28 protein-coding genes, 1 rRNA gene and 1 pseudogene are annotated in these 26,472 nt (G+C 41.1%); 21 read left to right on the top strand and 9 right to left on the bottom strand.

The features are described from left to right. Window positions 1–102: ribosomal RNA gene (gene rrf / locus PSH50_RS20905) — 5S ribosomal RNA — on the top strand; the annotation flags it as partial. Window positions 103–682: 580 nt separating this feature from the next. Here rrf and PSH50_RS20900 read toward each other — a convergent pair. The 4 genes from PSH50_RS20900 to hslR all read right to left on the bottom strand — a co-directional run bounded on the left by PSH50_RS20900 (window position 683) and on the right by hslR (window position 5,034). Beyond that, window positions 683–1,795, bottom strand: coding sequence for a PepSY domain-containing protein (locus tag PSH50_RS20900; protein ID WP_273588076.1), 1,113 nt, complete (start codon window positions 1,793–1,795; stop codon window positions 683–685). A gap of 158 nt (window positions 1,796–1,953) precedes the next feature. Beyond that, entirely contained in the window at window positions 1,954–3,492 is a 1,539-nt protein-coding gene (locus tag PSH50_RS20895) for a phosphoenolpyruvate carboxykinase (protein ID WP_273588077.1), read from the bottom strand. A 261-nt stretch (window positions 3,493–3,753) separates the two neighbouring features. Then, window positions 3,754–4,599 (bottom strand): Hsp33 family molecular chaperone HslO, encoded by an 846-nt coding sequence (gene hslO, locus PSH50_RS20890; protein WP_273588078.1) that lies wholly within the window; start codon window positions 4,597–4,599, stop codon window positions 3,754–3,756. Between the two features lie 12 nt (window positions 4,600–4,611). Next, complete coding sequence (gene hslR, locus PSH50_RS20885) at window positions 4,612–5,034, bottom strand: ribosome-associated heat shock protein Hsp15 (RefSeq protein WP_024032559.1); 423 nt, start codon at window positions 5,032–5,034, stop codon at window positions 4,612–4,614. Between the two features lie 213 nt (window positions 5,035–5,247). On the opposite strand from hslR, the gene gspC reads away from it, so the two are divergent. The 13 genes from gspC to PSH50_RS20820 all read left to right on the top strand — a co-directional run bounded on the left by gspC (window position 5,248) and on the right by PSH50_RS20820 (window position 17,245). Further along, the gene (gene gspC / locus PSH50_RS20880) at window positions 5,248–6,189 is read left to right on the top strand and encodes a type II secretion system protein GspC (RefSeq protein WP_054983940.1); all 942 of its coding nucleotides are present in this window, start codon (window positions 5,248–5,250) and stop codon (window positions 6,187–6,189) included. 23 nt (window positions 6,190–6,212) lie between these two features. After that, a complete protein-coding gene (gene gspD / locus PSH50_RS20875) occupies window positions 6,213–8,282 on the top strand; it encodes a type II secretion system secretin GspD (RefSeq protein ID WP_273610067.1) in 2,070 nt (689 codons plus the stop codon). Beyond that, window positions 8,275–9,843, top strand: coding sequence for a type II secretion system ATPase GspE (gene gspE / locus PSH50_RS20870; protein ID WP_055255771.1), 1,569 nt, complete (start codon window positions 8,275–8,277; stop codon window positions 9,841–9,843). Before gspD ends, gspE begins: the two co-directional genes overlap by 8 nt. A 2-nt stretch (window positions 9,844–9,845) precedes the next feature. Next, complete coding sequence (gene gspF, locus PSH50_RS20865) at window positions 9,846–11,081, top strand: type II secretion system inner membrane protein GspF (RefSeq protein WP_004588448.1); 1,236 nt, start codon at window positions 9,846–9,848, stop codon at window positions 11,079–11,081. Window positions 11,082–11,160: 79 nt separating this feature from the next. Continuing rightward, on the top strand, window positions 11,161–11,583 hold the full coding sequence (gene gspG / locus PSH50_RS20860) for a type II secretion system major pseudopilin GspG (protein ID WP_004588447.1): 423 nt from the start codon (window positions 11,161–11,163) through the stop codon (window positions 11,581–11,583). A 50-nt stretch (window positions 11,584–11,633) separates the two neighbouring features. Continuing rightward, window positions 11,634–12,218, top strand: coding sequence for a Tfp pilus assembly protein FimT/FimU (locus PSH50_RS20855; protein ID WP_273610066.1), 585 nt, complete (start codon window positions 11,634–11,636; stop codon window positions 12,216–12,218). Between the two features lie 2 nt (window positions 12,219–12,220). Beyond that, on the top strand, window positions 12,221–12,592 hold the full coding sequence (gene gspI / locus PSH50_RS20850; protein ID WP_024032554.1) for a type II secretion system minor pseudopilin GspI: 372 nt from the start codon (window positions 12,221–12,223) through the stop codon (window positions 12,590–12,592). Between the two features lie 3 nt (window positions 12,593–12,595). Then, entirely contained in the window at window positions 12,596–13,216 is a 621-nt protein-coding gene (gene gspJ, locus PSH50_RS20845; RefSeq protein WP_004588444.1) for a type II secretion system minor pseudopilin GspJ, read from the top strand. Further along, window positions 13,216–14,202 (top strand): type II secretion system minor pseudopilin GspK, encoded by a 987-nt coding sequence (gene gspK, locus PSH50_RS20840; protein ID WP_024032552.1) that lies wholly within the window; start codon window positions 13,216–13,218, stop codon window positions 14,200–14,202. Before gspJ ends, gspK begins: the two co-directional genes overlap by 1 nt. Beyond that, window positions 14,199–15,407 carry a type II secretion system protein GspL gene (gspL, locus tag PSH50_RS20835; protein ID WP_273610065.1) on the top strand — a complete coding sequence of 403 codons (1,209 nt, stop codon included), beginning with the start codon at window positions 14,199–14,201 and terminating at the stop codon, window positions 15,405–15,407. Before gspK ends, gspL begins: the two co-directional genes overlap by 4 nt. Beyond that, window positions 15,404–15,877, top strand: coding sequence for a type II secretion system protein GspM (gene gspM / locus PSH50_RS20830; RefSeq protein WP_055020374.1), 474 nt, complete (start codon window positions 15,404–15,406; stop codon window positions 15,875–15,877). The genes gspL and gspM overlap by 4 nt, the downstream gene beginning before the upstream one ends. A 3-nt stretch (window positions 15,878–15,880) precedes the next feature. Continuing rightward, the gene (locus tag PSH50_RS20825) at window positions 15,881–16,639 is read left to right on the top strand and encodes a type II secretion system protein N (RefSeq protein ID WP_064387295.1); all 759 of its coding nucleotides are present in this window, start codon (window positions 15,881–15,883) and stop codon (window positions 16,637–16,639) included. An 18-nt stretch (window positions 16,640–16,657) separates the two neighbouring features. Beyond that, window positions 16,658–17,245: a UPF0149 family protein gene (locus tag PSH50_RS20820; RefSeq protein ID WP_273610064.1), complete on the top strand. Its 588-nt coding sequence runs from the start codon at window positions 16,658–16,660 to the stop codon at window positions 17,243–17,245. A gap of 32 nt (window positions 17,246–17,277) precedes the next feature. Here PSH50_RS20820 and PSH50_RS20815 read toward each other — a convergent pair whose 3' ends face one another. Then, window positions 17,278–17,484, bottom strand: coding sequence for a hypothetical protein (locus PSH50_RS20815; protein ID WP_004588438.1), 207 nt, complete (start codon window positions 17,482–17,484; stop codon window positions 17,278–17,280). Next, the gene (locus tag PSH50_RS20810) at window positions 17,484–17,843 is read right to left on the bottom strand and encodes a hypothetical protein (RefSeq protein WP_256846726.1); all 360 of its coding nucleotides are present in this window, start codon (window positions 17,841–17,843) and stop codon (window positions 17,484–17,486) included. The genes PSH50_RS20815 and PSH50_RS20810 overlap by 1 nt, the downstream gene beginning before the upstream one ends. 288 nt (window positions 17,844–18,131) lie before the next feature. Here PSH50_RS20810 and ccoG point away from each other — a divergent pair, with 288 nt between their 5' ends. From ccoG to PSH50_RS20785, 5 genes are read left to right on the top strand one after another with little or no spacing between them, the layout of a single operon-like run. Further along, the gene (ccoG, locus tag PSH50_RS20805; RefSeq protein ID WP_273610063.1) at window positions 18,132–19,562 is read left to right on the top strand and encodes a cytochrome c oxidase accessory protein CcoG; all 1,431 of its coding nucleotides are present in this window, start codon (window positions 18,132–18,134) and stop codon (window positions 19,560–19,562) included. 47 nt (window positions 19,563–19,609) lie between these two features. Beyond that, window positions 19,610–20,584, top strand: coding sequence for a serine/threonine protein kinase (locus PSH50_RS20800; protein WP_273610062.1), 975 nt, complete (start codon window positions 19,610–19,612; stop codon window positions 20,582–20,584). Window positions 20,585–20,614: 30 nt separating this feature from the next. Then, on the top strand, window positions 20,615–21,238 hold the full coding sequence (locus tag PSH50_RS20795) for a thiol:disulfide interchange protein DsbA/DsbL (protein ID WP_273610061.1): 624 nt from the start codon (window positions 20,615–20,617) through the stop codon (window positions 21,236–21,238). A gap of 18 nt (window positions 21,239–21,256) precedes the next feature. Continuing rightward, window positions 21,257–21,895 carry a thiol:disulfide interchange protein DsbA/DsbL gene (locus PSH50_RS20790; RefSeq protein WP_004588433.1) on the top strand — a complete coding sequence of 213 codons (639 nt, stop codon included), beginning with the start codon at window positions 21,257–21,259 and terminating at the stop codon, window positions 21,893–21,895. Between the two features lie 58 nt (window positions 21,896–21,953). Then, window positions 21,954–22,406 carry a DUF523 domain-containing protein gene (locus PSH50_RS20785; RefSeq protein ID WP_138542501.1) on the top strand — a complete coding sequence of 151 codons (453 nt, stop codon included), beginning with the start codon at window positions 21,954–21,956 and terminating at the stop codon, window positions 22,404–22,406. 10 nt (window positions 22,407–22,416) lie between these two features. Here the strand turns inward: PSH50_RS20785 and trmA are convergent, their stop codons facing one another. Beyond that, window positions 22,417–23,514, bottom strand: a complete 1,098-nt coding sequence (gene trmA, locus PSH50_RS20780) for a tRNA (uridine(54)-C5)-methyltransferase TrmA (protein ID WP_054983929.1) — start codon at window positions 23,512–23,514, stop codon at window positions 22,417–22,419. Window positions 23,515–23,679: 165 nt separating this feature from the next. Here trmA and PSH50_RS20775 point away from each other — a divergent pair, with 165 nt between their 5' ends. Together PSH50_RS20775 and murI are read left to right on the top strand one after the other, a co-directional pair. Beyond that, a complete protein-coding gene (locus PSH50_RS20775; RefSeq protein ID WP_273588089.1) occupies window positions 23,680–24,819 on the top strand; it encodes a DUF5610 domain-containing protein in 1,140 nt (379 codons plus the stop codon). Window positions 24,820–24,884: 65 nt separating this feature from the next. Beyond that, a complete protein-coding gene (gene murI / locus PSH50_RS20770) occupies window positions 24,885–25,682 on the top strand; it encodes a glutamate racemase (RefSeq protein ID WP_121638082.1) in 798 nt (265 codons plus the stop codon). Here the strand turns inward: murI and PSH50_RS20765 are convergent. After that, on the bottom strand, window positions 25,645–26,124 hold the full coding sequence (locus PSH50_RS20765) for a hypothetical protein (RefSeq protein ID WP_004588429.1): 480 nt from the start codon (window positions 26,122–26,124) through the stop codon (window positions 25,645–25,647). The two genes, murI and PSH50_RS20765, sit on opposite strands and share 38 nt — an antisense overlap. Before the next feature lie 89 nt (window positions 26,125–26,213). After that, window positions 26,214–26,472: pseudogene (locus PSH50_RS20760) on the bottom strand (hypothetical protein); the annotation flags it as partial.

Here is a 26,472-nt window from a genome sequence, read left to right as displayed (position 1 = left end):
GCGTTTTGGACCCACCTGACCCCATGCCGAACTCAGTAGTGAAACGAAACAGCGCCGATGATAGTGTAGCATTTGCTATGTGAAAGTAGGACATTGCCAGGCTCCAAATAAGAGAAACCCGTTACAGAAATGTAACGGGTTTTTTGCTGTCTGGGATTTAATAAATAGCCAGACCCATGGCTAACTCACCAGAGAAGTAGAACAGCTCGAAGGCGAGCCCGGCCAACGATAGTGTAGCATTTGCTATGTGACTCTCTATCGCTATAGGCACTACGACATTGCCAGGCTCCAAATACAAGAAAGCCCGACTAGCAATAATCGGGCTTTTTTACGTCCGCAGAAAAGTGAAAAATACATTCCAGATATTATTCGCACAGTCTCCACCACCTCCGTAGCGTGAATTGAGGCTCACGAAGCCCGCGATTAAAGCACGCAATATAACTTAAAGTAATTAATTAATTTTAAACAGTTCATAGGGCTTAGCTTATTCTCATGCGTAGTACCTCAAGTTTGGTATAAGGCGGTTTGACTATCTATATAGCCTTTGCTTTGATTTACGCTGCGTAAGCAGGTCGTAAGCAGGTCGTAAGCAGGTCGTAAGCAGGTCGTAAGTTAGGTCGTAGTTATACAATCAGGTTTAGGTTGTGAAAAGCTCGTTTGATATATTAAATAAGCTTTGTAATTAGCTTATAGTGTACTTAAATCGTTTCGTTTTAATGAGCCACCTAAAAAGGCCCAGGGCAAATAACAAAGCGCTGGCTACACCTGATAAAACCCATAGAATTCGTAATGGCTGATCGCCAATGCTGCCATTGTGAAGTGGATGCAACCAGTTTTTAAATTTACTGGCAATGCTCATCTTATCTATATTAAAAACACTTATGAGCTCTCCTGTGCTTGCATTTACTTGCACATAACTGTGAGGAAAGCGATAAGAGGGATCGCTTTTGGTTTTGAACCTAAACCGATATACCGCATTGTGATTTGACGGGGTTTCTACCCATGCTAGCCGTGTATTTGGCATGGCCTCTTGTGCTGTACTAAGTGCTGCTGATAAAGAAATACTGCGCTGGTGTTTTATTATTGCGCTGTTAGGTTTATCTATATTTCCAAGCAGGGATGTTATTAAAGGATCGGTTTGCTTTGGTATTGCCAGCATTATACCGGTTGCTGTTAATAGGATTAAAGGCAGAGCAAAAATTAAACCAAGCAACTTGTGCCAGTCATATAACAAGCCCAGTAAAGAGCTGCGCGCTTTAAACTTTAATGACTTAGCCAATTGCCCTTTTTTAGGCCACCAAGCGCATAGGCCAGATATGAGGAGTATAAGGCTACCTATTCCTATATAGCCTATAACGATTGTACCAGCGCTACCTGCAAGTAACGAGAAGTGTACGTTATAAATCCAGGTAACAAAGTAGTTACCCCATACATCCTCACGTAATATAAGCCTGCCATCAGGGCTTAGCCAAACCATAAGTGGTGCGAAAGCGTGATCCACTGTTTCGTTTGGGTTGTAATATCTTGCGGGAATATAATGTTTATTTTTAGTGCTTTCTAAACGCCACGAGCCTTGTTTATCTGGGTAGTGAGTTTTTAGTGTTTGATATGCGGTATCCCAATTTATAGGCCTCGCTGTTTCTGTACTTAAATTACTTATATTTTCATCTAGTTCGGGGTAATAAACGAGTATAGAACCTGTTAGAGCAATGAGTGCGAGTACACCTCCAATAGATAATCCTAGGTATAAATGTACACGTCTTGCTATTTTTCGCCATGAACCATTAAAACGCATAAAAGAGTGACCATTAAAAATATGCGGTATAGGGAAGGCGCATTGTATCTTTGTTTAATAGAAAAGAGCTGCGACAAAATGTCGCAGCAATAAAGTTAGCTTAGCAAACAAAAACGCCAGCTTTATAGGCTGGCGTTTAAATCAGGCTTGGTAATTAATTATGCTTTTGGGCCTGCATTTTTAATATCATCTGATACATCGTATTTAGCGAAGTTTTCAGTGAAGTCAGCGGCAAGTTTTGCTGCATATTCATTATATTTTGCTTTATCTTCCCATGTATTAATTGGGTTAAGTAGCTTGCTATCCACACCAGGGACTTCCACTGGTACGTCTAGATTTAATACATCGATATGCTGAGTCTCTACATTGGCTAATCTACCAGATACGATTGCATCTATTACAGCGCGGGTAGTTGGAATATCAAAACGCTCACCGGTACCGTATGGGCCGCCTGTCCACCCTGTATTAACAAGGTAAACCTTTGCGCCAAATTCGCGTACACGCTTCATAAGCAGCTCAGCGTAAACACCTGCAGGACGAGGGAAGAAAGGGGCGCCAAAACACGTTGAGAATGTAGATTCTATATCGCTAGTTGAGCCAATCTCTGTAGAGCCTACTTTAGCCGTGTAACCACTTAAAAAGTGAAAAGCTGCGGCTTCTTCGCTAAGTACAGAAACCGGCGGTAAAACACCGCTCACATCACAGGTTAAAAATACAACAGCTTTTGGCTCGCCAGCACGGTTTTCAACTTTGCGCTTTTCTACGTGCTCTAGCGGGTAAGCAGCACGGCTATTTTGCGTTAAGCTTGTATCGTTAAAGTCAGGTGTGCGTGTTTCATCAAGTACAACGTTTTCTAAAATTGTACCAAAGCGAATAGCATTCCAAATTACTGGCTCATTTTTTTGTGAGAGATCGATACATTTTGCGTAACAGCCACCTTCGATATTAAATACGCTTCCTGGTGCCCAACCGTGTTCGTCGTCACCAATTAAAAAGCGTGTTGGGTCGGCCGATAAAGTTGTTTTACCAGTACCCGATAAACCAAAGAATAGTGCTGTATCACCCGCTTCTCCTACATTAGCAGAGCAGTGCATTGGTAATACACCTTTTGCTGGAAGAAGAAAGTTTTGAACGGAGAACATCGATTTTTTCATTTCACCGGCATAACGCATACCAGCAAGTAACACTTTGCGTTGAGCAAAGTTAATAATAACAGTGCCGTCGCTGTTGGTGCCATCACGCTGTGGGTCACAAACAAACGAAGGTACATTCATTACCTGCCATTGGGGTAAATCAGATGCATTATAGTTTTTAGGCTCAATAAACATGTTTTTAGCAAAAATATGGTGCCACGCTGTTTCTGTAGTAACAACTACAGGTAGATAGTGCTCAGGGTCTGCGCCAACTTCTAGGTGAGAGGTGAAGTGGTCATTACTTTGCACATGTGCTTCTACGCGAGCCCATAAAGCGTCAAATTTGTCAGCATCGAATGGGCGGTTTACATTGCCCCATTGGATATCATCTTGCGTTGTTGCTTCTTTTACAATGAAGCGATCTTTAGGAGAGCGACCAGTGCGCTTGCCTGTAATTGCAACAAAGGCTCCATTTGCGGCTAGTGTCCCTTCGCCACGACGAATCGCATGCTCGACAAGTTCAGCTGCGGTTAAATCGACAAAACGTGTTGCGCTTGTAGTCATGTTTATACCTAACTATGTGTGAGAGTTTGAACGGGATAGCTCTGGGTTCTTAGTTCCCTTAAGCTGAAATTATAGTAACAGAAGGATTTGAGATATTCGAGCCTGTAAAGGCCCTAAAAACACATATATTTGCTAAAAAACATGAATAATTTCAATGATACCGGTGTCAGTAAATTAACAAAATTCATGACACCGGTATCATCATTTTATAATATAAAACCGCATATTTTGCGGCTTTATATTTGATTATGAGGTGGGAGGTTAATTAAAAATATTTTTAATATCTTGCTCGTAAAAAACATATTCTTTTAGGCAATAATGGCAGCTAATGTTAACAGCGCCATTTTCAGCAACATCATCAAGTAATGCTTGTTGGCCTACATTAACTAAAGCAGTAATGGTTTTCTCTCTACTACAGCCACATTTAAATGTAATAGCTTGCGGGTCAAATACGCGCGGGTTATCTTCGTGATATAAGCGCGTTAATACGGTATTGGCATCAAGCTCTAATAGCTCTTCGCGTTTAATTGTATCGCTTAAGGCTTCTAAGTGAGTAAAGTCATTAATTGATTTTTGCTTATCAACAGGCAGTACTTGTAAAAACAACCCACAGGCTTTGGCTTTCCCTTCTGTTGTGTCGGTTGCAAACCAAAGGCGTGTTTTTAGCTGTTCTGATTGCTCAAAGTAGCTTTCAATACATTTACTTAATGTATCGTGCTCAAGAGGCACTATGCCTTGATAACGTTCGCCTTTGGTTGGAGTAATGGTAATAACCATATAACCTTTACCTACAAGCTCTTTTACCGTTGTGCCGCTAACCTCGCTTTGCATGCGCGCAATACCACGCATATTTTGTTTATCGTCGCCGTTAATAACAGCGTATTTAACAGGGCCATCGCCTTGTAGCTGAACGGCTATTTCACCCTCAAACTTTAAAGTGGCAGTTAATAAACACGTTGCAACGAGTAATTCACCTAATAATGCTTTAACTGGCTCAGGGTAATTGTGATTAGCTATCATCTCGTTGTAGGCGTGCTCAATTTGAACGAGTTCGCCACGAACATCGAGTTTGTCGAATAAATAACGGTGCAGTAAATCTTGTTGCATGAGCGGCTATACCTAACTTGATTTCATTTTTAAAAGTTCGCGTCGTTGCTTTTTATCGGGCTTTTTATCCGGATGTGGAGCAAAGAAGCTGTTATTTTTGCGTGCGATGGCGTTTTCTTCGCGTTTTGCAATACTTGCATCAGTTTCTTGATACAAGGTCTGTGCAATGGGGGCGCTTTGGCGTTTTTCAAGCACTTTAAGTACCTTGATAAGCTTTTCATCAACGCCTTGGGCAAGTTTTATGGTTGCGCCAACCTCCACAATTTTACTCGCTTTAGTACGTTGCCCATTATAATGTACTTTGCCGCCTTGCACCATTTCGCGTGCAAGCGCACGGGTTTTATAAAAGCGCGCAGCCCATAACCATTTATCTAATCGAACTTTTGGCTCACTGTTGTGGTCTGAGTCGGCATTAGTATTATTTTTTTTACTCATTAGGCTTCTTCAATCGACTATTTATATATCGTAAAATTTATCATGAAATCATCGTAGGATGAAGGTATTACGGCGCGTGCTGGTTTTTTAGTCAACATTACATTGTTATATTAATCTGTTTACAAAGTTTAATATTAGTGTGCTTGTTGAATGAAAAATGAAAGGGTACTATGGGTACGCGCTTATGCAGTAAATTAAAATAAGAACATTATTATGGAACAGCAAATTCAACAGCTTAAACAATTTTTAACACGGCTACCCCATGCTAAATTAAGCGCAGTAGTTACGCTGTTAGTCGTTGTTTATCTTGCTTATTTACTTTCAAAATTAGTATGGCTGGTATGGCCACAACCGGTCTCTACACCGCTTACTCCATCTCACTATTCAGCCGCATCGAAGGCTTCTAGTACTACCTCAGTACAAAATATTATAGAGCAATTTTTATTTGGTAAAAAAACTGTAACAAATAAAACCAATACTGCGCAGCAAAACGAAGTAATTAATAATGCGCCAGAAACACGCTTAAGTATTAATCTAACTGGTATTGTTGCTGTAAGTAACGACGACAAGGCAGGTATTGCTATTATTGAGTCACAGGGGCGACAAGTTAGTTACTTAGTTGAAGAGGTTGTACAAGGGACCCGTGCAGAGGTTGCGCAAATACTTCCCGATCGCGTTATTTTAAGTGTAAACGGCCGATTTGAAACGCTAATGCTAGATGGTCTCGACTTTAGTAAAAAAGTGTCTATGCCTGTCCTTGCCGCTCGCGAAGCACAAGACATGGGGCCGCAAAAAATAGAACAAAGCGAGTTGCAAATTAACGCAACCGCTGACCCAGATGTAAAAGAAGCAATAATAGAAACACGAGAAGAGCTACTAAGTGAGCCTGGTAAGTTATTTGATTATATTCGTGTTTCACAAGCAATGAGCGATGGCGAGTTAATCGGCTATCGCTTGAGCCCAGGTAAAGAGCCTGCTCTGTTTAAACAAATGGGCCTACAGAATAATGATTTAGCCGTGGCTATTAACGGCTACCAATTAACAGATTTACAACAGGCAATGGCAGCTATTAATGAGCTGCGTAATACCAGCGATGCCACAATTACGATAGAACGTGATGGTGAGCAAATCGATGTGCAATTTAGCCTGCAATAACTTAGCTTTGGAGTTTTAACATAATGGTTCAGGTGCTACACCTCAAAAAAATTAAAAAAGGGTTAGCTAAGTACGCAGCGCTTTTTTTAGCAGCCAGTATTTCGTTGTCGGTTTCAGCTGTTGAATATGCTGCAAACTTTAAAGGCACAGATATCAACGAGTTTATAAACATTGTTGGTAAAAACCTTAATAAAACAGTGATCATTGACCCAAATGTGCGCGGTAAAGTAAACGTACGCAGTTATGAGTTAATGGATGAAGCGCTGTACTACCAATTTTTCTTAAATGTACTCGAAGTGTATGGCTACTCAGCAGTAGAAATGGACAACGGTATTATCAAGATTGAAAAAAGCTCTGACGCTAAAAAATCAAATGTGCCGCTAATTACAGAAAACAGCGCTGCATCGGGCGATATGATGATCACCCGTGTGGTACGCGTTAAAAATGTAAGTGTTCAAGAGCTTGGCCCATTAGTACGTCAATTTAGCGACCAAAAAGACGGTGGCCATGTAGCAAACTTTAATGCTGCCAATGTCATGATGCTTACTGGTCATGCAGCGTCGGTTAATCGCTTAGTAGAAATTATTCGCTCGGTGGATCAAGCCGGTGATAAGCGTGTAGATATTGTTAAGCTTAAATATGCAACGGCAGACGATGTAGTATCGGTTGTTGAAAATATTTACAAAGACAGCGGTAAAGGCAGCGTTCCTGAGTTTTTAATCCCTAAGGTGGTTGCCGATGGCCGTACCAATAGCGTAATAGTAAGCGGTGAAGGGCAAGCCCGTACCCGTGCTATAGAACTAATTAAGCGCCTAGATGGCGAACTTGAAAGCCAAGGTAATACCAAAGTATTTTACTTAAACTACGCCAAAGCAGAGGATTTAGTAAAAGTACTGCAAGGCGTAAGTAAAACGCTTGCAGAAGATGGCCAAGGCACAAGTAAAACTCGCACAAACAATAAAAACGATGCCAGTATTGAAGCCCACCCTGACTCAAACTCATTAGTTATTACAGCACAGCCCGATACCATGCGCTCATTAGAGACCGTGATTGATAGACTCGATATTCGCCGTGCGCAAGTACTTGTAGAAGCGATTATTGTTGAAGTAATGGAATCGGATGGCGTTAACTTAGGTACGCAATGGATTTCGGAAGATGGCGGTATGTTGCAGTTTAATAATGGCTCAACTGTGCCTGTAGGCTCATTAGCGGTTGCAGGTATTCAAGCGCAAGACACCACAACCACACAAACAATAATAGGCACAGAATCAGGTAACGTAACCAGCTACGATGAAACAACTGAGGGTGATTATTCGGCACTTGCCTCGCTACTAAGTGGTGTTAATGGCTTAGCGTTTGGTTTAGTTAAAAACGACTGGGGTGCAATTATTCAGGCCGTTTCAACTGACACTAACTCAAACATACTGGCTACACCTTCTATTACCACCATGGATAACGAAGAAGCGTCGATGATAGTGGGTCAAGAAGTGCCCATTATTACTGGTTCGCAAACAGGCAGTAATAACGATAATCCATTTCAAACCATTGAACGCCAAGAAGTGGGTGTAAAACTAAAAGTAACCCCACAAATTAACGATGGCTCAGCAGTACAATTATTAATTGAACAAGAAGTATCGAGTGTAAGTGGTGCAACCGCTGTTGATATTTCTGTTAATAAGCGCGCCATTACCACAACCGTTATGGCTGATGATGGCGGTATGGTTGTGTTAGGCGGCCTAATTGATGAAGACGTGCAAGAAAGTGTATCTAAGGTACCAATTTTAGGTGATATTCCAATTTTAGGTCACTTATTTAAGTCAACAAATACGACCAAACGTAAGCGTAATCTTATTGTATTTATTCGCCCAACTATTATTCGCGATGGCGTTAATATGAATAAGTTAAGCTTTAATAAGTATAACTTTATCCGTGGCGAGCAAATGAAAGAGAAAGAAGATGGCATAGAGCTTATGCCAAATTCAGATGTTCCTTTACTTCCATCTTGGGATGATGAGCTTATTCTGCCACCAACTTATGAAGAGCACTTAAAGGCATTGAGCTCTAGAGAACGTGCAGAGCGTGAAGATGACTAGCGCAATAGAACAAATAAACGAAGACGTGGTTCATCGTAGTGATGAAACACGCTCTGAGGAGTTACTTACAAGTAACGATTTAGTTGAGTTGCCTCCAAAGCGTTTACCTTTTTCGTATGCGCGCAGAGCGGGTGTACTGCTTAGTAAAAATAATGAACAGCAAGTTGTGTATTACCGCGGCGAGCTAGATGTTGAAGTATTGCTAGAAGTGCGTCGCATTGCAGGTGAAGGCTTTACCCTCGAGCAATTAGCTGACGATAAATTTGAGTTACTATTAGAGGCTGCGTATCAGCGCGACAGCTCTGAAACACAACAAATGATGGAAGATATTGGTAATGAGGTCGATTTATTCTCCCTTGCCGATGAGCTCCCTCAAACCGAAGATTTATTAGCCGGCGATGATGATGCGCCTATCATCAAACTAATCAACGCCATGTTAAGCGAAGCAATTAAAGAAGGTGCATCCGATATACATATCGAAACCTTTGAGCAAGAGCTTGTGATTCGCTTTAGGGTTGATGGCGTATTAAAAGAAGTGCTTAAACCTAATCGTAAGCTTGCTTCGTTACTCGTCTCGCGTATTAAGGTAATGGCGAAACTAGATATAGCAGAAAAACGTATTCCGCAAGATGGTCGTATTAGCCTTCGTATTGCAGGGCGTGCAGTAGATGTGCGTGTATCTACCATGCCATCAAGCTTTGGTGAGCGTGTAGTACTGCGTTTACTTGATAAAAACAATGCTCGCTTAAATCTTGAAGATTTAGGCATGACGCCGCAAAACCGAGAGTTGTTTGCTGATTTAATTAGTAAACCACACGGTATTATTTTGGTTACTGGCCCAACGGGCTCTGGTAAAAGTACCACCTTGTACGCCGGTATGAGCCAAATAAACTCTCGCGATCGTAATATTTTAACGGTAGAAGACCCAATAGAGTACGAAATTCCGGGGATTGGCCAAACGCAAGTAAATACCAAAGTAGATATGACCTTTGCCCGCGGGCTTCGTGCAATATTACGTCAAGATCCCGATGTGGTAATGGTCGGTGAAATACGTGACCTTGAAACCGCGCAAATTGGCGTGCAAGCATCGCTTACAGGTCACTTAGTTATGTCTACGCTACATACCAACACCGCCTCGGGCGCAATTACCCGTATGGAAGACATGGGTGTAGAGCCATTCTTGCTGTCATCATCATTGTTAGGCGTGCTGTCGCAGCGCTTAGTACGTACTTTATGTAATAGCTGTAAAGAAGGTCACACTGCTGATGAACGTGAGTGTGAGCTGCTAGGTGTACCGTTTGATAGCGCACCTACAATTTACCGCGCAGTAGGGTGTGAAGAGTGTAACTTTAATGGTTACCGCGGCCGTACTGGTATTCATGAATTACTGGTGGTTGATGAAGAAATACGCGAAATGATCCACAGCGGTAAAGGCGAGCAAAGTGTTGAAAAATACATTCGCCAAAAAAGCCCAAGCATACGCCAAGATGGCTGTAGCCGCGTACTGGCAGGCAAAACAACCCTTGAAGAAATTCTACGCGTTACCCGTGAGGAAGCCTAACCATGGCGGCGTTTGAATACCGTGCCCTTGATGGTCGAGGGAAAGAGCAAAAAGGCATTTTAGAAGCCGATACAGCTAAGCAAATTCGCCAAGCGCTGCGCGAAAAAAAACTTACGCCGCTTGAAGTTGTCCCTGCAGCAGAAGGGGAAAAACAAGTTAGTGGCGCAAAAACGCCGCTATTAAGTCGTTTTTTTAAACCCAGCGTATCAACCTCCGATTTAGCCCTTATTACGCGCCAGCTTGCGACGCTCATTCAATCGGCATTGCCAGTTGAAGGGGCTGTCATGGCGGTGGCAGAGCAATGTGAAAAGCCTCGCTTAAAACGTATGCTTATGTCGGTACGTTCAAAGGTAGTAGAGGGTTATACACTGGCCGATGGCATGAGTGAATTTCCACATGTATTTGACGATTTATACCGAGCAATGGTAGCCGCAGGTGAAAAATCAGGGCACCTTGACCAAGTATTAAATCGCCTTGCCGATTACACCGAGCAGCGCCAACACATGCGCAGCCAAATTACTCAAGCCATGGTTTATCCTACCATTTTGGTTATTTTTGCTATTGGTATTGTTTCGGTTTTACTCGGTACCGTAGTGCCTAAAATTTTAAAAACCTTCGAAAAAACTAAGCAAGTACTGCCTTGGACAACCGAATGGGTTATGGCAGGCAGCCACTTTGTACAAAATTATTGGTTTATAAGTTTGTTAGTCATTACTGCGCTGGCAGTAGGCATTAAACATGCACTTAAACAACCTAAAATTCGCTTTTGGTGGGACGACCGCGTACTGCACATGCCTGGTTTTGGTAAAGTAGCGCGGGGTATTAATACCGCGCGTTTTGCACGTACGCTCAGTATTTTATCGTCAAGCTCAGTACCACTACTTGAAGGCATGCGCATATCGGGTGGTGTATTAGCGAATAAAAAAATGAAAAAATCAGTGGCAGATGCTGCCGATAGAGTCAGTGAAGGTGCAAGCCTAAGAGCGGCTTTACAGCAAACCAAATTGTTTCCGCCGATGATGCTGCACATGATCGCCAGCGGTGAAAAATCAGGTGAGCTAGAACAAATGTTAGAGCGCGCGGCTAATAACCAAGACCGTGAGTTTGAAAGCATGGTAAACGTATCATTAAAATTATTAGAGCCAGCAATGATTGCCTCAATGGCGGTGATTGTTTTGTTTATAGTAATGGCTATTTTACAGCCAATAATGGCAATGAATAAAGCGGTAGGACTTTAAGCTTTAAGGGGTTAGCTAAGTTACTATTTACTTAGATGACGCCAAATTAAATTATGTTTTTGGAAAATGAGGTATTTACGTGAATAAACAATCAGGTTTTTCTTTACTCGAAGTAATGGTGGTATTGGTTATTATCGGGATGATTATGTCAATTGTGGCGCCTAATATTATGGGCCAACAAGAAGAAGCTGCTATCGATAAAGCACATCTAGATATTCAACAGCTTGAAGATGCAATGAGCTTATACAAGCTTAAAAATAAAAGCTACCCAAGCACAGAGCAAGGCTTAGAAGCATTGGTCAATAAAACCAGCATTGAGCCAATTCCTAAGCGTTTCCCTGATGGTGGTTTTGTAAATGAATTACCAGAAGATCCATGGGGCAACCCGTACCAGCTAATTAGCCCAGGTGAAATTGGCAAGTTTGATATTTTTTCGATGGGACCTGATGGCGAAGCCGGTACCGATGATGATATTGGCAACTGGAACGAAGACGAGCAATAAATGCGACTTAACCAAGCAGTATGGTTAAATACGATTGCACGAGGCTTACTATGCAAGTAAGCCTTAATCGTATGCGCGCCCACCACCGTGGGTTTAGCTTAATAGAAATTTTAGTGGTGCTTACTATTATCGCATTTGCGACCAAAATGGTGGTATACAGCTTAGAAGGCGGTGCCGAAGATGAGCTTGATACACAAGTGCTTAGGCTGCATACCACCATTAACATGGCCTCTGAATTTGCTATTTTAAATCAAATAGAACTTGGCTTAATGGTTGAGGAAAACACCCTTGAGTTTTTAGTATTTGATGGCGAAAAGTGGATTACCTTTGACCGCGAAGACCTTTACAAGCCCATTGAGCTGGATGAACGGTTAAAGCTCACGCTCAATTTAGAAGATTTAGCCTGGTCACAAGAGAACTTACTTGAGCAAGCAAATTGGCGTGAACTAATGAGCGGCGGCGATGACGATAGCTTATTAGAGCTTGAAAAACTAAAAATACCGCAAGTCCTTATTTTATCATCTGGCGAGGTCAGCGCCTTTCAGCTTATTGTTGAATTAAAAGAGCAAAGTGAGCCTGTGTATTACATTGAAGGGGAATTTACAGCCCCTGTTAATTTGCGAAAAGAGCCATAATAATGAGGCTAAATAAAGGCTTTACCTTACTCGAAGTGCTTGTGGCGTTAAGTATTTGTGCTATGGCTGGCATTGCAGCTATGCAAGCAACCGGCGAGCATATAAATCATTTAACAACACTTGAAGAGCAAACGTATGCATCGTGGGTGGCAGAAAATGTGTTGGTGGTGCAGCGTAGTAAAGGTAAAGACTGGCAGGCTAAAAATGGCGCGCGCGGCAGCGAAGTAATGGCGGGCGTTGAGTGGTTTTGGAAGCAAGAAATAGCAAAAACTGCAGACAAAAGCTTTGTAAAAGTGACCATAAATGTTTTTAGCGATGAAAAATACGAGCAATCGGTGTACGAGCTTTCAACTTATTTAAATAAAGGCAGCTAATAAGTGAAGCAGCGCGGATTTACATTAATCGAAGTATTAGTTGCTATGGCTATTTTAGCGGTGGTGATTATGGCTACTCACCAAATTTTAGACTCAACCACTAAAGCAAAAGAAGCGTCTGATGAAAAAATAGCGGAGCTTAACGGCCTACAAACCGCATTTAGGTTAATGGACCAAGACTTTAGCCAAATGACTCAGCGCACTGTACGTAATGAAGCCGGTGATGCGCAAGAGCAATACTTACTAGCAGGGCGTTATATATTAGAAAGCCAATACGATGGTATTGCATTTGTACGCGATGGCTGGGTTAACCCAATCAACTTGCTGCCTCGTTCTGAGTTACAAGCCGTAGGGTATAGAGTGCTTGATGACAATTTAGAGCGTGTATACAGAGTGTATGTAGATCAGCTTGATAATATGGAGCCGCGGGTACAAGTTGTTTTAAAAGGTATTGAAGAACTTAAATTTGAATTTTTAGATGCCAACAACGAGTGGCAAGAGCAATGGCAAATAAAAGCCTTACCTAAAGCGGTTGCGGTTACTTTACAACAAATTGAGGCAGAGCCTATTCGTCGTGTTTTTTTAGTACCCGGGCAGGGCAAAAACAGCGGGGAGAGTAATTAATGAATAAGCGCGAATCACGCGGTGCCGCATTAGTTATTGTGCTTTTTATTGTTGCACTGGCCGCGATATTAGCCGTAGAAATGAGTGCTAATTTAATGGTGCAGGTTCAAAAAAGCACTAACCTGCAAGGTCACCAACAAGCAAAGTGGTATGCCTACGGCGGTGAAGAGCTGGCAATAAAGGCACTAAAGTTAAGTAAAGACGATGATCCTGACAAAACCTCGTTAGATCAGGTTTGGGCCACGCAAGGCGACACCCAATACCCTGTAGATAACGGTACTCTAAGCGGTAAAATTACTGACTTACAGGCGTGTTTAAATTTAAATGCATTAGGGGAAGCACCAGACCCAAACTCTACCAGCAAAACCAACCCTGCTCATAAAGCACTATTTGCATTATTAGAAAACATTGAAGATTTACCTGCCGAGGAAAGCGAAGAAGCAATGGCAGACAGTGTATTTGACTGGCTTGATGAAAACAGCATTACCTATCGTTCAGGCGCTGAAGAAGACGAGTATTTATCGCGTGATTACCCTTATATGAGCGCAAATAGTTTATTTGCATCACCTTCTGAGCTGCGTTTGGTAAAAGGTTTTAATCCGCTCGTAATGGAAAAGGTATTACCTTTTGTGTGTGTTATTCCGGGGTCTCCCTTATTATCGATTAACGTCAATACGTTACTTCCCGAACAGGCACTTATTTTAAGTGCCATGATTGACGAATTATCGTTATCGGGCGCAGAGGCCGTTATAGCGGCTCGCCCTGAAACCGGATTTGATAGCGTGGATGAATTTTTTTCCGAGGTACAGCAGCAAGGCGGTACAAATTTAGATTCGGTTAAAGAACTATTTAGTATTAACAGCGAATATTTTAAATTACAAACGCAGGCGACATTTGTCGATTTGCGTTTTTCGATGACCACATTACTTCATGCCAAAAATGGCGAAGTAACGATACTGGCGCGAAAATTTGGAGGCGTACAGTGACAGAAATACTGCTGATCCGCACGGGTCAAACAGAGCAAGATAAATTAAATTGGTTAATTTATTCACCACAAGAACAAGAAATAATTGCCAGTGGGGAATTAACCGATGCAAGCCGTTTAAGTGAGCTAAGTGAAAAAGCGCAAACCCGCGAGGTAGTGGTATTACTGCCTAGCGATCAGGTGCAGCTTAAAACAGTGGCGTTGCCGACTAAGTGGAATCGCAAGTTAGAGCAAGCATTGCCATACATGCTTGAAGAAGATATTGCGTGCGATATAGACGAGCTATTTGTCGCAATTGGCGAGCCCACTATGATTAATGAGCAGCATGCAATTAAAGTTGCCTTAACTGACCGCGAGTGGTTTGAGGCTTGGCTTGCTTTATTTTCAGAGCATAACTTGGCGGTATACACCATTTTACCTGATGCCCTGCTACTGCCTACAGCCGGCGATGATACATTAACCGCCATAGAGCTTAATAATCAGTGGTTATTTAAAAGAGGCGATTGGCATATTAGTGCCGTTGAAAATAGCTGGCTAAGGGATTACTTAAGTGCACTTGGCGAGCCGAGCGTAAAGCACTATAGCCCGGCTAATCAGTTTCCTGAATGTATTAACCTAATTTCGCAAGCAAGCGACTACGATTTACCATTGGCTTTATTTGCTAAACAACTTACCAGCGTTAAATTCAATTTACGCCAAGGTATGTACCAGCTTAAAAAGAAAAGTGCACTGTGGTGGGGTTATTGGAAAGGCGCAGCCATTATTACCGGTGTTGCTTTATTTGCTACCATTGCAATAAAGCTGGTTGAACTAAACCAGCTTAACTCGCGTGTTGAGCTTGCTAAAGCCCAAGTAGTGGATAGATACCAAAAAGCATTCCCCGGAACTAAAGTACGTCCTAACTTAATTAAAAGCCAAATCAGGGGCGCGCTTAAAACCATTAATGGCGAAAGTGAAGCCGGGTTTTTAGATTTGACCAGCCAATTGGTTGGCGTGTTTTCGCAAGTAAGCGAATTTACGCCAGAAACCCTACGTTACGATAAACGCCGTAATGAGCTGCGAATACGCGCACGCGCAAAAGACTTTCAAACGTTTGGTAAAGTAAAAAGTATACTTGAGCAACAAGGGTTAACGGTTGAACAAGGGTCGTTAAATAACGATGGCGATTTTGTAGTAGGCGAAATTAAACTGCGAGGTGCAGTATGAAAAAGCAAATAATACAATACTGGCGCTCTTTAAAAGAGCAAGAGCAGCAATTGATTATGGTTGCTGGTGGTATATTTGTTGTTTTTGTTTTAGTAATGGGAATTTTTAGACCTTTAAATAACGCCATAGATAAAGCCAAAAAGTCGTACGTCACTCAGCAAGAGCTGCTCGTATGGGTTGATGAAAGCATAGTAAAGTTAAAAGCGGCGGGTAATACGCAGGCAATTAGCAATCAAAATATTAGCCAAGTGGTTAATTCAACGCGTAGTCGCTATCGTATTACTATTAGTAAAATGCAGCCTAACGATAACTCGTTACGTTTAACGCTTGATTCGGTAGAGTTTAATCAATTAATAGAATGGTTAGACGAACTGGTTAATCAGCATGGCTTAAGAGTAGAGAACCTTGATTTAAGCAAAGATGATAAATCAGGGTTTGTACGTGTAAGCCGCTTAGTACTAGAGAAGTAATTAATGAAAAAAATAATAATATTATCAGTGGTATTTTTTATTAGTTTTATTGTGTTTTGCATAATGAAATTACCAGCGGCCATTGCGTTAGACCTAGCTAAGCCGTACTTACCAAAGCAGCTTGAAATAGGGCAAACCGTAGGGAGTGTATGGCAAGGTCAAATGATGCAAGTTCGCTATCAAGACGAGCAGCTAAATAATGTACGCTGGGATATTGCTGGCTGGCAGTTATTTACGGGTAATTTAAATGCTAACTTAAAATTTGGTAATCCGCGTGAGCGTAGCGATATTTCGGGCTATGCTGATGTGAATTACGGATTATTTAATAATGTGGTTAAAGTTACCGATGGTATAATTCGCTCGACCGTAGAGCGTGCCATGCAACGTATTGCACTACCTATACCAGCTACGGCTAAAGGTCGAGTCATTTTAGAGCTTAACGAGTACACCTCAGGTGTGCCTTATTGTGAGTCATTAAAAGGCGAGATTGCCAGCCCAAATATAGATGTTAAAGGCTTTAATGGCTGGTTTAATATAGGGCCACTGAGTGGCATGTTAAGCTGTAAGTCGGGCGATATAGCTATTTTGGTCGACCCAGATAACACGTTAGGGCTTGAAGCCGACGCAACACTTAAAGCTAACTTTGACTTTAAAGTAGCAGGCTATGTTAAACCTGATGCCAGCTTACCAAAAGATGTACACGACGCGGTTAAGTTTTTAGGCCGCCCCGATGCACAGGGCCGCTACCCACTAAATTTTTAATGTAATAAAAGAGATTTAATGCAATTACCACAGTTTAACGAGCAACACGCACAGCAATTAAGTGCATTTTTAAGTACTCAACCTCAGGCTATGTCCTTAACACAAAGCCAAGGCTATCTATTTGGGGTTATTTGTTCGCCAAGCCCATTAGAAGTTCACCAGTGGTTAGCGCATATTGTGCCTAATACGGCTAACGATTTAGACGAAGAAATACTGTTTTTATTTATGGCGTTATACCATCAAATTAGTGAGCAAGTATTTGAAACCGGTTACAAGTTACCCGCCAATTTTGACCTAGACTATACCCAAGCGTGGAGTGAAGGTTTTTTACGTGCTACTCAAGAATACGCACAACCTCTATTAACAGCTCCCGCTTTAGAGCCTGAGTACAAAGAAGCACTAGAGAGTGCGCTAAGTACGCTTAGCTTTTTTGCTGTTGATGAGCAAGCAAGAGTGCAAATTGCGCAGCAAAATAGCATGACACTCGAAGCTTTATATCAGTATCAGTACGAATCAATGGGCGACTTTGCATTAGGTTTTGCCGAGCTTATTGAAGTGGTAGCCATAAACAGTGGGCTGATTACAGATGAAGGGTGGGAAGAGTAGCCTTTAGGTGTATTAAACGGCGCTTAGGATAATTAAGCGCCAAGTTCTAAAATAATATCAGTGCAGCCTTTTTTACACTTAACAACGCCTTTACCCGGCTCGCTGGTGGCTAAATCGAGTGTTAACACCTCGCCGCACTGCTCACAATGCAAGGTTTTTCCTTGCGATAGCTTTTTAAGTATTGTGCGCTGTTTATGAAAAGAGTCACTCGCTTTTTTGTTTAACTGCGAAAAATCCACTACTTAGCTCTCTTTTGTTCTAATGCATCCGATACAATTTTACACACTGTATTTAAACGCTCTTCGTAAAAATATAAATTTAGGTCGCGCTCGCGGCAATAACGTAAATGAAATAACTGCACTGAATCATCAGTGGTAAAGGTTTTTTCAATATATTCGTGCTCAGACTCAGAGAGCTTTAACGTACTGCTAATACGGTTTTTAGCCATATTGGCTGCTGGGCTACGGTTTATTTTGCTCGCATCACTTAAAAAACCCACACCTTCACCTAATAGCTTTTCGCGGGGCTCTTTAACTAATGGGTGATCAATAGTAAAAAACGCAAGGATCAGAATGACCAATATAATAAACTTTTTCATGAATGCGTAAACCTTGATCTTAATGGGGTAAATTTAGCAAGCAGTGTAATAAACTGCATTTTAAAAGCAAGTAACTGAGATGAATAAATTATTAGCAATCTATACCTGTAATTTTAGCCAGTATTGTTATAATAGCCAACAGCAGTTAGATATTTCTGAAATATCTGAAAGTATTCAAACAGCTGATTATTTAAACTAATCACACTTACCATTAACGAACTACAGTTACAGTATAGAATACGCACATATTGCTACGTTTTTATTTCCAAGCGGCGTTGAGGAACTTCGATGGACAAGCAAATTAAAGTAAAGAATATACCTGCAGAGGTTAAAATCCAACAACCGGATTTAAGCCGTCAAGACGACAGGTTTAACCCACGTAACCGAATTTATGTTCGCGCAGTAAAAGGGCTTCATCAGTTACTTAGACAGCGTATAGGCTTTTTAGGCATGCTTGCCTTTATGCTTTTGCCTTGGATAAATTTTAATGGCCAGCAAGCTGTGTTATTTGATTTAGTTGGCCAAAAGTACAATATTTTTGGGCTAACGCTGTGGCCGCAAGATTTCACTATATTAGCCTTTATATTTATGTTGGCCGCGTTTGCACTCTTTTTGGTTACTACCTTTTATGGCCGAGTATGGTGTGGCTATACCTGTCCGCAAACTGTATGGACCTTTATATTTATTTGGTTTGAAGAAAAGTTTGAAGGCACAGCGAATCAGCGTAAAAAGCTAGATCAACGCCCGATGGATTTTGATAAGTTTTGGCGAAAAACAGCAAAGCACACCAGTTGGGTTTTATTTGCCTTATATACGGCGATTTCGTTTGTCGGATACTTTACGCCTATCCGTGAATTACTCCCTGACTTTGTTACCTTTAATGTAGGTGGTTACGCGCTGGTAAGTATTATTTTCTTTGCAGCGTGTACTTACGCTAACGCAGGGTGGATGCGTGAAATTATGTGTTTACACATTTGCCCCTATTCACGTTTTCAATCAGCTATGTTTGATAAAGACACTTACACCGTAACGTACGATGAAAAACGCGGCGAAAGCCGAGGCCCACGTTCGCGTAAAATTGCCCACGAAGATTTAGAAGTGGGCGATTGTATAGACTGTAACTTGTGTGTACAGGTGTGTCCTACAGGGATAGATATTCGTAATGGTTTGCAAGCCGAGTGTATAAACTGTGGTGCATGTATTGATGCCTGCGATGGTGTAATGGATAAAATGGATTACCCGCGGGGTCTTATTTCTTATACTACAGAGCGTAATCTCGAAACACCTGAAAATAAAACCAATCCACTGCGAGCTAAAATCATAGGTTACACGGTCATACTGGTGGTGCTTACCAGTGCGCTGGTGGCTAACATTGCATTTAGAAAGCCTATGGACTTTGACATAATACGAGACCGTAACCAACTGTATCGTGTTGACTTTAATGGCTTGGTAGAAAACACCTATACATTAAAAGTAATCAACAAGGCGCAGTACGAGCAAACCTTTAATATTGATGTTCAAGGCCTTGAAAACTTTAAGTACATTGGCAAGCAAACATTTACAGTGCAAGCAGGGCAATCGCATAATGTGCCACTGTCACTTGTGATGGACCCGTATGATTTAAAAGCGCCAATGACGGAGTTTAACTTTGTACTTTCACCGGTTAATGACCCCGATGAAAGCATATCGCAACCGAGTAACTTTTTTAAAGCGCGATAAACACATTAACAAAAGCGGGGTAACCCGCTTTTTACATTAAGAAGCCCATGAGTAAATTTAGTTTTGAAGATTTAACGCCCGACTTAATTCTCGATGCAATAGAAAGCGTTGGTATATATGCAGAGTCAGGTTTATTAGCACTTAATAGCTACGAAAACAGAGTCTATCAATTTAAGGCGGAAGATGGCCTGCGCTACGTTGTTAAGTTTTACCGACCAGAGCGCTGGAGCAAAGCGCAAATACAAGAAGAGCACGACTTTGCATTTGAATTAGCTGAGGCCGAAGTACCCGTTGTTGCACCCATTAAGCGCAACGGAGAAAGCTTATTTGAGCACCAAGGTTATGTATTTGTGTTATTTCCAAGTGTAGGCGGGCGGCAGTTTGAAGTTGATAACCTGGATCAACTTGATGTAATGGGTCGTTTAATTGGCCGTATGCATCAGGTGGCTAAAAGTAAAGCATTTGAGCACAGACCTACCTTTAGTTGCGAAGAATATTTGCATACAGCTAAAGTTCATCTGCAAAAAAGTAATTTGGTACCTATGGGGATCAGCACGGCTTTTTACACCATATTGGACTTGGTTATTGAACAAGCGCAAGCACAGTATAAAAATGTGCAAGGGATCCGCTTACATGGTGATTGCCACGCAGGTAATATTTTGTGGGCAGGCGAAGCACTTATGTTTGTTGATTTAGATGACGCTCGTCAGGGGCCGGCCATTCAAGATTTATGGATGATGCTCAGTGGCGATCGTCAAACACAGCTGTTACAGTTAGACACCCTTGTAAATGCGTATGAAGAGTTTTGTGATTTTGACCACACTCAACTCAAATTAATTGAACCGCTTCGTGCAATGCGTATTATTCACTATATGGGTTGGGTAGCTAAACGATGGAGTGATCCTGCGTTCGTACGGAACTTTTCATGGTTTGCTGAAGACAAATACTGGGAGCAACAAATTTTAGCGCTTAAAGAGCAGTTTGCAGCACTGCAAGAAGCTCCGCTGAAGTTATTGCCATAAAATTTTATTTAAAAAGTACACGAGATACCAATGCTTAAAAAATTGAAACTGAGCCTACTACTTTTATGTTTACCATTTGCAGCCCTTGCTGCACAGTTTGAAGCCGATAACCAGTATACTGTTATTGATGTAGAAAAAAGCGCAGAGCCGCAAGTAACCGAATTTTTCTCGTTTTACTGTCCGCATTGTTTTAAATTTGAGCCTGTTGCAAAGGCAATTGAAAAAAGCCTACCTGAGGGCACTGAATTTATAAAAAATCACGTTAACTTTTTAGGTGGTGTATCACCACAGGCACAAAGCAACTTAAGCTACGCCTACTTAATTGGTAAAAAGCACAGTCAAGCACAAAGTATCAGCGACCAAATTTTTAAAAGTATTCATGTACAGCGCGCACCTTTAACGCAAATGAAAGACGTTAAAAAGTTGCTTGAAGTTAACGGTATCGATAGTGCAACGTTTGATCAAGACATTGCCAGCATGCCAATTATTTCAGCTGAGCGTGCAATGCAAGATAAGCAAAACAAATATTCAAAACTAGGTGCGCTAACTGGTGTGCCTACCTTTATTGTAAACGATAAATATAAAATAAACATTAACACCATTAATAACCAGCAAGAACTGAATGAGTTAGTTGCTTTTTTACTAACACTTTAATCTCGGAGAACAATAACAATGATCAAATTAGTTAAAGCAGGTTTACTTGCATTACTATTGCCTATGGCTGCGAGCAGTGTAGCCGCCACTTATGAAGAAGGCGTACATTACGATGTAGTTGCTGAGCGCGCGACTAAAAAGCCAGAAGTAAAAGAGTTTTTCTCATTTTATTGTCCTGCTTGTAATAACATGGAAGCGTTAATTGGTGAGTTTAAGCCAAAGCTAGACAAAGACGTTAAATTTAAAAAGAGTCACGTTGATTTTGTCGGTGTTCGCGATCCAGAAAACCAACAAATGATGAGCCAAGCGCTGGCCACTGCGGAAGTACTTCCACAAAAAGATAAAATTGTTGCGGCTATTTTTAATCACATTCACACTAAGCGCGCTAAATTTAACGAGCTTGCAGATGTAAAAGATGTGTTTGTAGCGCAAGGTGTTGATGGCGATAAGTTTGATAAACTATACAAAAGCTTCTCGGTACGTACATTAAGCTCTAAAATGAAGCGTGACCAAAATTACTTTAAAGAAAAAGGCGCGCTACGTGGCGTACCAACCTTTATCGTAAATGGTAAATACAAATTAAATCTAGGCCGTGAGTCTGGTATTACCGCGCCAGAAGATATTAGTAAATTAATTAACTATTTAGCGAACAAGTAAGGTTTGCTAAAACAAAAAAAGCTCCGTAAGGAGCTTTTTTGTTTATAGGGATATAGCAATGGAAAAAATATTAATATCGAGTTGTTTATTTGGCTTACCTGTTCGATACGATGGTAAAAGCCAAGCATTATTGCACCCGCAAATTAATGTATGGCGTAAAGAAAATAGGTTAGTTATGTTTTGTCCTGAGGTGGCTGGTGGATTGCCAACACCTAGAGCATCAGCAGAGATAAAACAAGGGAGAGTAGTAACGAGCACTTATGAGGATGTAACTAAAGAATTTAAATCAGGTGCAGCTAAAGCCCTAGACTTATGTAATGAGCATGCAATTCGTTTTGCTTTACTTAAAGAGTCGAGCCCTTCGTGTGGTAGAAATACAATTTACGATGGTAGCCATAGTGGGGTAAAAGTACAGGGCATGGGCATGACTGCTAAGTTGCTGATGGAGCATCAAATTGAGGTGTTTAGTGAAAATCAAATACCAGCACTTATAAAGGTGCTGGCATTATAATATTAACTCACTATTTTCTTTGTAAGAAAACACCCGATTCTATGTGATGCGTATAAGGGAACTGATCAAATATCGCAAAGCGCTTAACATTGTGAGTACGGGTTAAGTGATCTAAATCGCGCTCAAGCGTTTCTGGGTTGCACGATATATAAATAATGTTCTCGTAGTTGGCCACTAAGTCACAGGTAAGGGTATCCATACCTGCGCGTGGAGGGTCGACTAAAATAGTTTGGCAATCGTAACTTTTTAAATCTATCCCCTCTAAACGCGAAAAGGTACGTTCGCCATTCATTGCCTGGGTAAACTCTTCACTCGACATACGAATTATATCTAAGTTATCTACCTTATTTTTAGCAATGTTGTATTGCGCCGAATGCACAGAAGACTTAGATATTTCAGTAGCCAATACGCGATTAAACGAACCCGCCAATGCAATAGAGAAATTACCATTACCACAGTAAAGTTCCAGCAGGTCATTACTCAGTGGTTTACATAAGTCTTGTGCCCACTCCAGCATTTTTATATTCACTTTAGCATTAGGTTGCGTAAAGCTATTTTCTACTTGTTGATAAATAAGCTCCTGGCCGTTTACGGTTAAACGCTCAGTAACAAAATCATTGCCTAGTACTTCTTTTTGTTTGCGCGCACGACCAATAAAGTCAATGTTGTATTTGCTGCTCAGTTTTTCTTTCAGGGCTTTTATTTCAGTTAGCCACTGATCATCCAGTGGTTTGTGATAAAGCAAGCTTACTAAAATCTCGCCACTTAATGACGATAAATAATCGATTTGAAACAGCTTACGACGTAATACTTCACACGACTTTAAATTATCAATCATCACCTGCATAACTTCACCAACTAATGGCGCGGCAGGGTCAAAGGTGTCGACGCGAATTTTTTCTTTCGTGGCCTGATCAAACATAATATGAAATAGATCATCCCCATCGTGCCATACTCTAAATTCAGCACGTTGGCGGTAGTTAATTGGCTCTGAGCTAAACACCTCTAACGCTTGCACACCAAATCGCTTAAATTGCGACGTAATACGCTGCTCTTTTTCATTTAGCTGCGTATCGTACTGTGTGGTATCTATTTTAATCACTGCCATTAATGCTACTACCTTATCTATGAGATCTATTTATCGGCGCTATTGTAGGGAGCGAGCAGTATTTGTCTAGTTTTGCTGATAATAAAGTTGCTGTTTTTTTAAACATGCACTTTAGTTTTGTCACTATTAGCCGATAATAAGCTAAGTACGTAACGGAGGTGGATCATGAAAATCGGTAATTATGGCTATACGCCAAACAACAACGTAAACAAATTCAATAATAAAGAGGCGCTACAGCAGCCAACAATCCAATCTCCGCAAGAAAGTTCATTACAGCGAGGCAGAGAACTTGCTGCAAAAGTGCTTGGCGACAAAATGGCAGAGCAACTAGGTTTACCTGTTGAGCAAAAACAAGCCGATAAACCTTTATTCGATTTTGATGAAATAGTAAAAAATGTACTCGACTTCGTATCTGGCGCAGTTAATAAAGCCAAAGCCAGTGGTGCCGATGACGATAAATTAAAAAATATGTTAGATGATGCGCGCACAGGTGTTCAAACCGGTATAGACGAAGCGGTTGACGAGTTAAAAGGCACCGGTGTATTTAACGAAGAAATGCAAGAGGGCATCGACAAGTCAAAAGAAGGCATTTTTGAGGGGCTTGATGAGTTTGAGCAAACCCTATTTAACCCACAAGCGGCCAGTGTTAGCGTAAGCCAAGCACAATATGTAAGTATGAGCAGCAATGCCGAGTATAAGTTTACAACGGCCGAAGGTGATGAGGTCAGTATTAGCTTTGCTGATGCATATGAGTCTCAAACAGCGAGCGGGTATCAACAAAGCAATAACAGCGAATCGTTTGCCAGCTCATCGTCGCAATCTCGAGAGCTGTCTTTTTCAATGTCAGTTAATGGTGATTTAAACGAACAAGAGCAAGATGCTATTAATGCCATGATGGAAGAACTACAAGGTGTAAGTAAAACATTCTTTAGTGGTGATTTGGATGAAGCATTTGAAAAAGCACAAGAGCTGAGCTTAGGCAGTGAGCAACTCGTTGCATTTTCAATGGATCTTCGCCAAACAAAAACAGTCGCTACCGTTAAAAGTTATGAGCAATATCAGCCAAACCCAACAAAAGAGGTAGCCGATGCGATCGCACCTTTTAATGACGATCTAAAAAATGCATTTGATAAAGCATCGCAACTAGGCTTACAAGATCAGCTTGCCGGTATTATAGAGTGGCTAAACCAAGATCAAGCAGCGGTCGATCAGCTAGTTGATTACACACAGGCAATGTTTGAAAACCTAAACCAATTAAATTCAGCGGGCGATGCACTCGACGCGCTAAAGTCTGAGCAAAGCTAAACTACTTTCTTTTATAAATACCTCATGGCAAACTGCCGTTCTTAATAAACAGTAGGAACCAAAGTTTGTCAGCCCACATAATGGTATTTGATTCAGGTATAGGTGGCACCACCGTGCTTGAACATATTCAAAAGCGTATTCCAGATGCACAGTACAGTTACTTTATGGATAATGCGTTACTCCCTTATGGCGCGCAAACCCAGCAAACTATTATAGGGCGTTTATGCTCACTCATTTATTTTATTGAGCAAAACGCGCTTAATGTCGACCTTATTGTTATAGCCTGCAATACAGCCTCTACATCAGCCTTGAGTGAAGTACGCAAAATTACATCAATACCTATTGTCGGCGTAGTGCCCGCAATAAAGCCTGCTGCTGAAGTAACTCGCACAAAGCACATCGGCTTATTGGCAACCCCCGCCACAGTTGCAAGCCCCTATACTCATACATTAATAAAAGAGCATGCCAGCAACGTAACAGTGAGTTTATATAGCAGTGTTGAGCTGGTGGCATTGGCAGAGCAGTTATTTTTCACTCAGCAGCTAGATACACTCAAACTGCATAAAGAGCTTACGCGTTTGCGCATTAACTCAGATATAGATGTACTTGTACTAGGTTGCACACATTTCCCAATTCTTAGCGATGCTATACAAGCGTACTTTAATAACGCAGTGCAATTACTCGATTCAGGCGCGGCCATTGCTAGCAGAGTAAACTACCTACTAGAGCAGCATAACTTTGGAAATAAATTTACAGACAAAAAAAAGCCGCTGCAATATTATGCAACGGCTGATGTTTTGAGTAATAAGCTAGCTATAAAGCACGTTACACTGATTGATCCGTCTCAGTGCGTAAAGAGCTAGAATCATCTTCTTGTTTTTGTTTTGCCTCACGTACTTTTAAAGTACGCTGTTGAAACTCACTATCGTTTAACTTAGCAATTGCATTGTCTGCATCTGCCTGTGCCATTTCAACAAAACCAAAGCCACGACGTTTGCCAGTATTTTTATCCTTTAATAGGCGCACGTTGAAAACTTTACCTTGTTCTTCAAACAAAGCGCGAACAACACCTTCATTTGCACGATAAGGAAGATTACCAACATAAAGTGTTTTTGTTTTAACTTCAGCTTCTTCACCACCTTCCGATGATATTGCAGCAATAGCAATCCCACCAATTAATAAACCAGCACCAAATAGCAATGCTGGGCTTAAAGCTAAGCTGCCTAAAGCAAACTCAACAATAACAAAACCAACTACAGCAAGAATAACAGAGAAGATAAAAGATTTTTGATCGGGTAATTTCATTTTAGATCTACCAATAAACAGGAAATAAACATTAATTTAACATTGTGAACTTGCTATCTTAACGTCTTAAACGAACATAGCAATGAAATTTATATTAAATAATAAAAATCAGTATAAAAAAGCATCATCTTAGCCAGTGATTTAGCTAGTTTTATGCTGTTTTGCTCTATTTTTGTTCGAACAGTAAAAAGATCTAAAAAAAGGGTTGATCTGTTTTCGGATCTCCCTATAATGCGACCCCACTGAGACGGGGAACGCCAACGCATAGCGAGGCAAGAGCTGCTCACAGAGTTAAGTAAAACTTCGGTTTTAAATCTTCTAAAAAGAAAGTTTAAAATTAAGTGTTGA

It is taken from the genome of Pseudoalteromonas sp. Angola-7 (genome assembly GCF_028599255.1).
Classification (GTDB): domain Bacteria; phylum Pseudomonadota; class Gammaproteobacteria; order Enterobacterales; family Alteromonadaceae; genus Pseudoalteromonas; species Pseudoalteromonas atlantica.
Note: the sequence above shows the minus strand (reverse complement) of the source record. Positions and strands in the feature narration are given on the sequence as shown.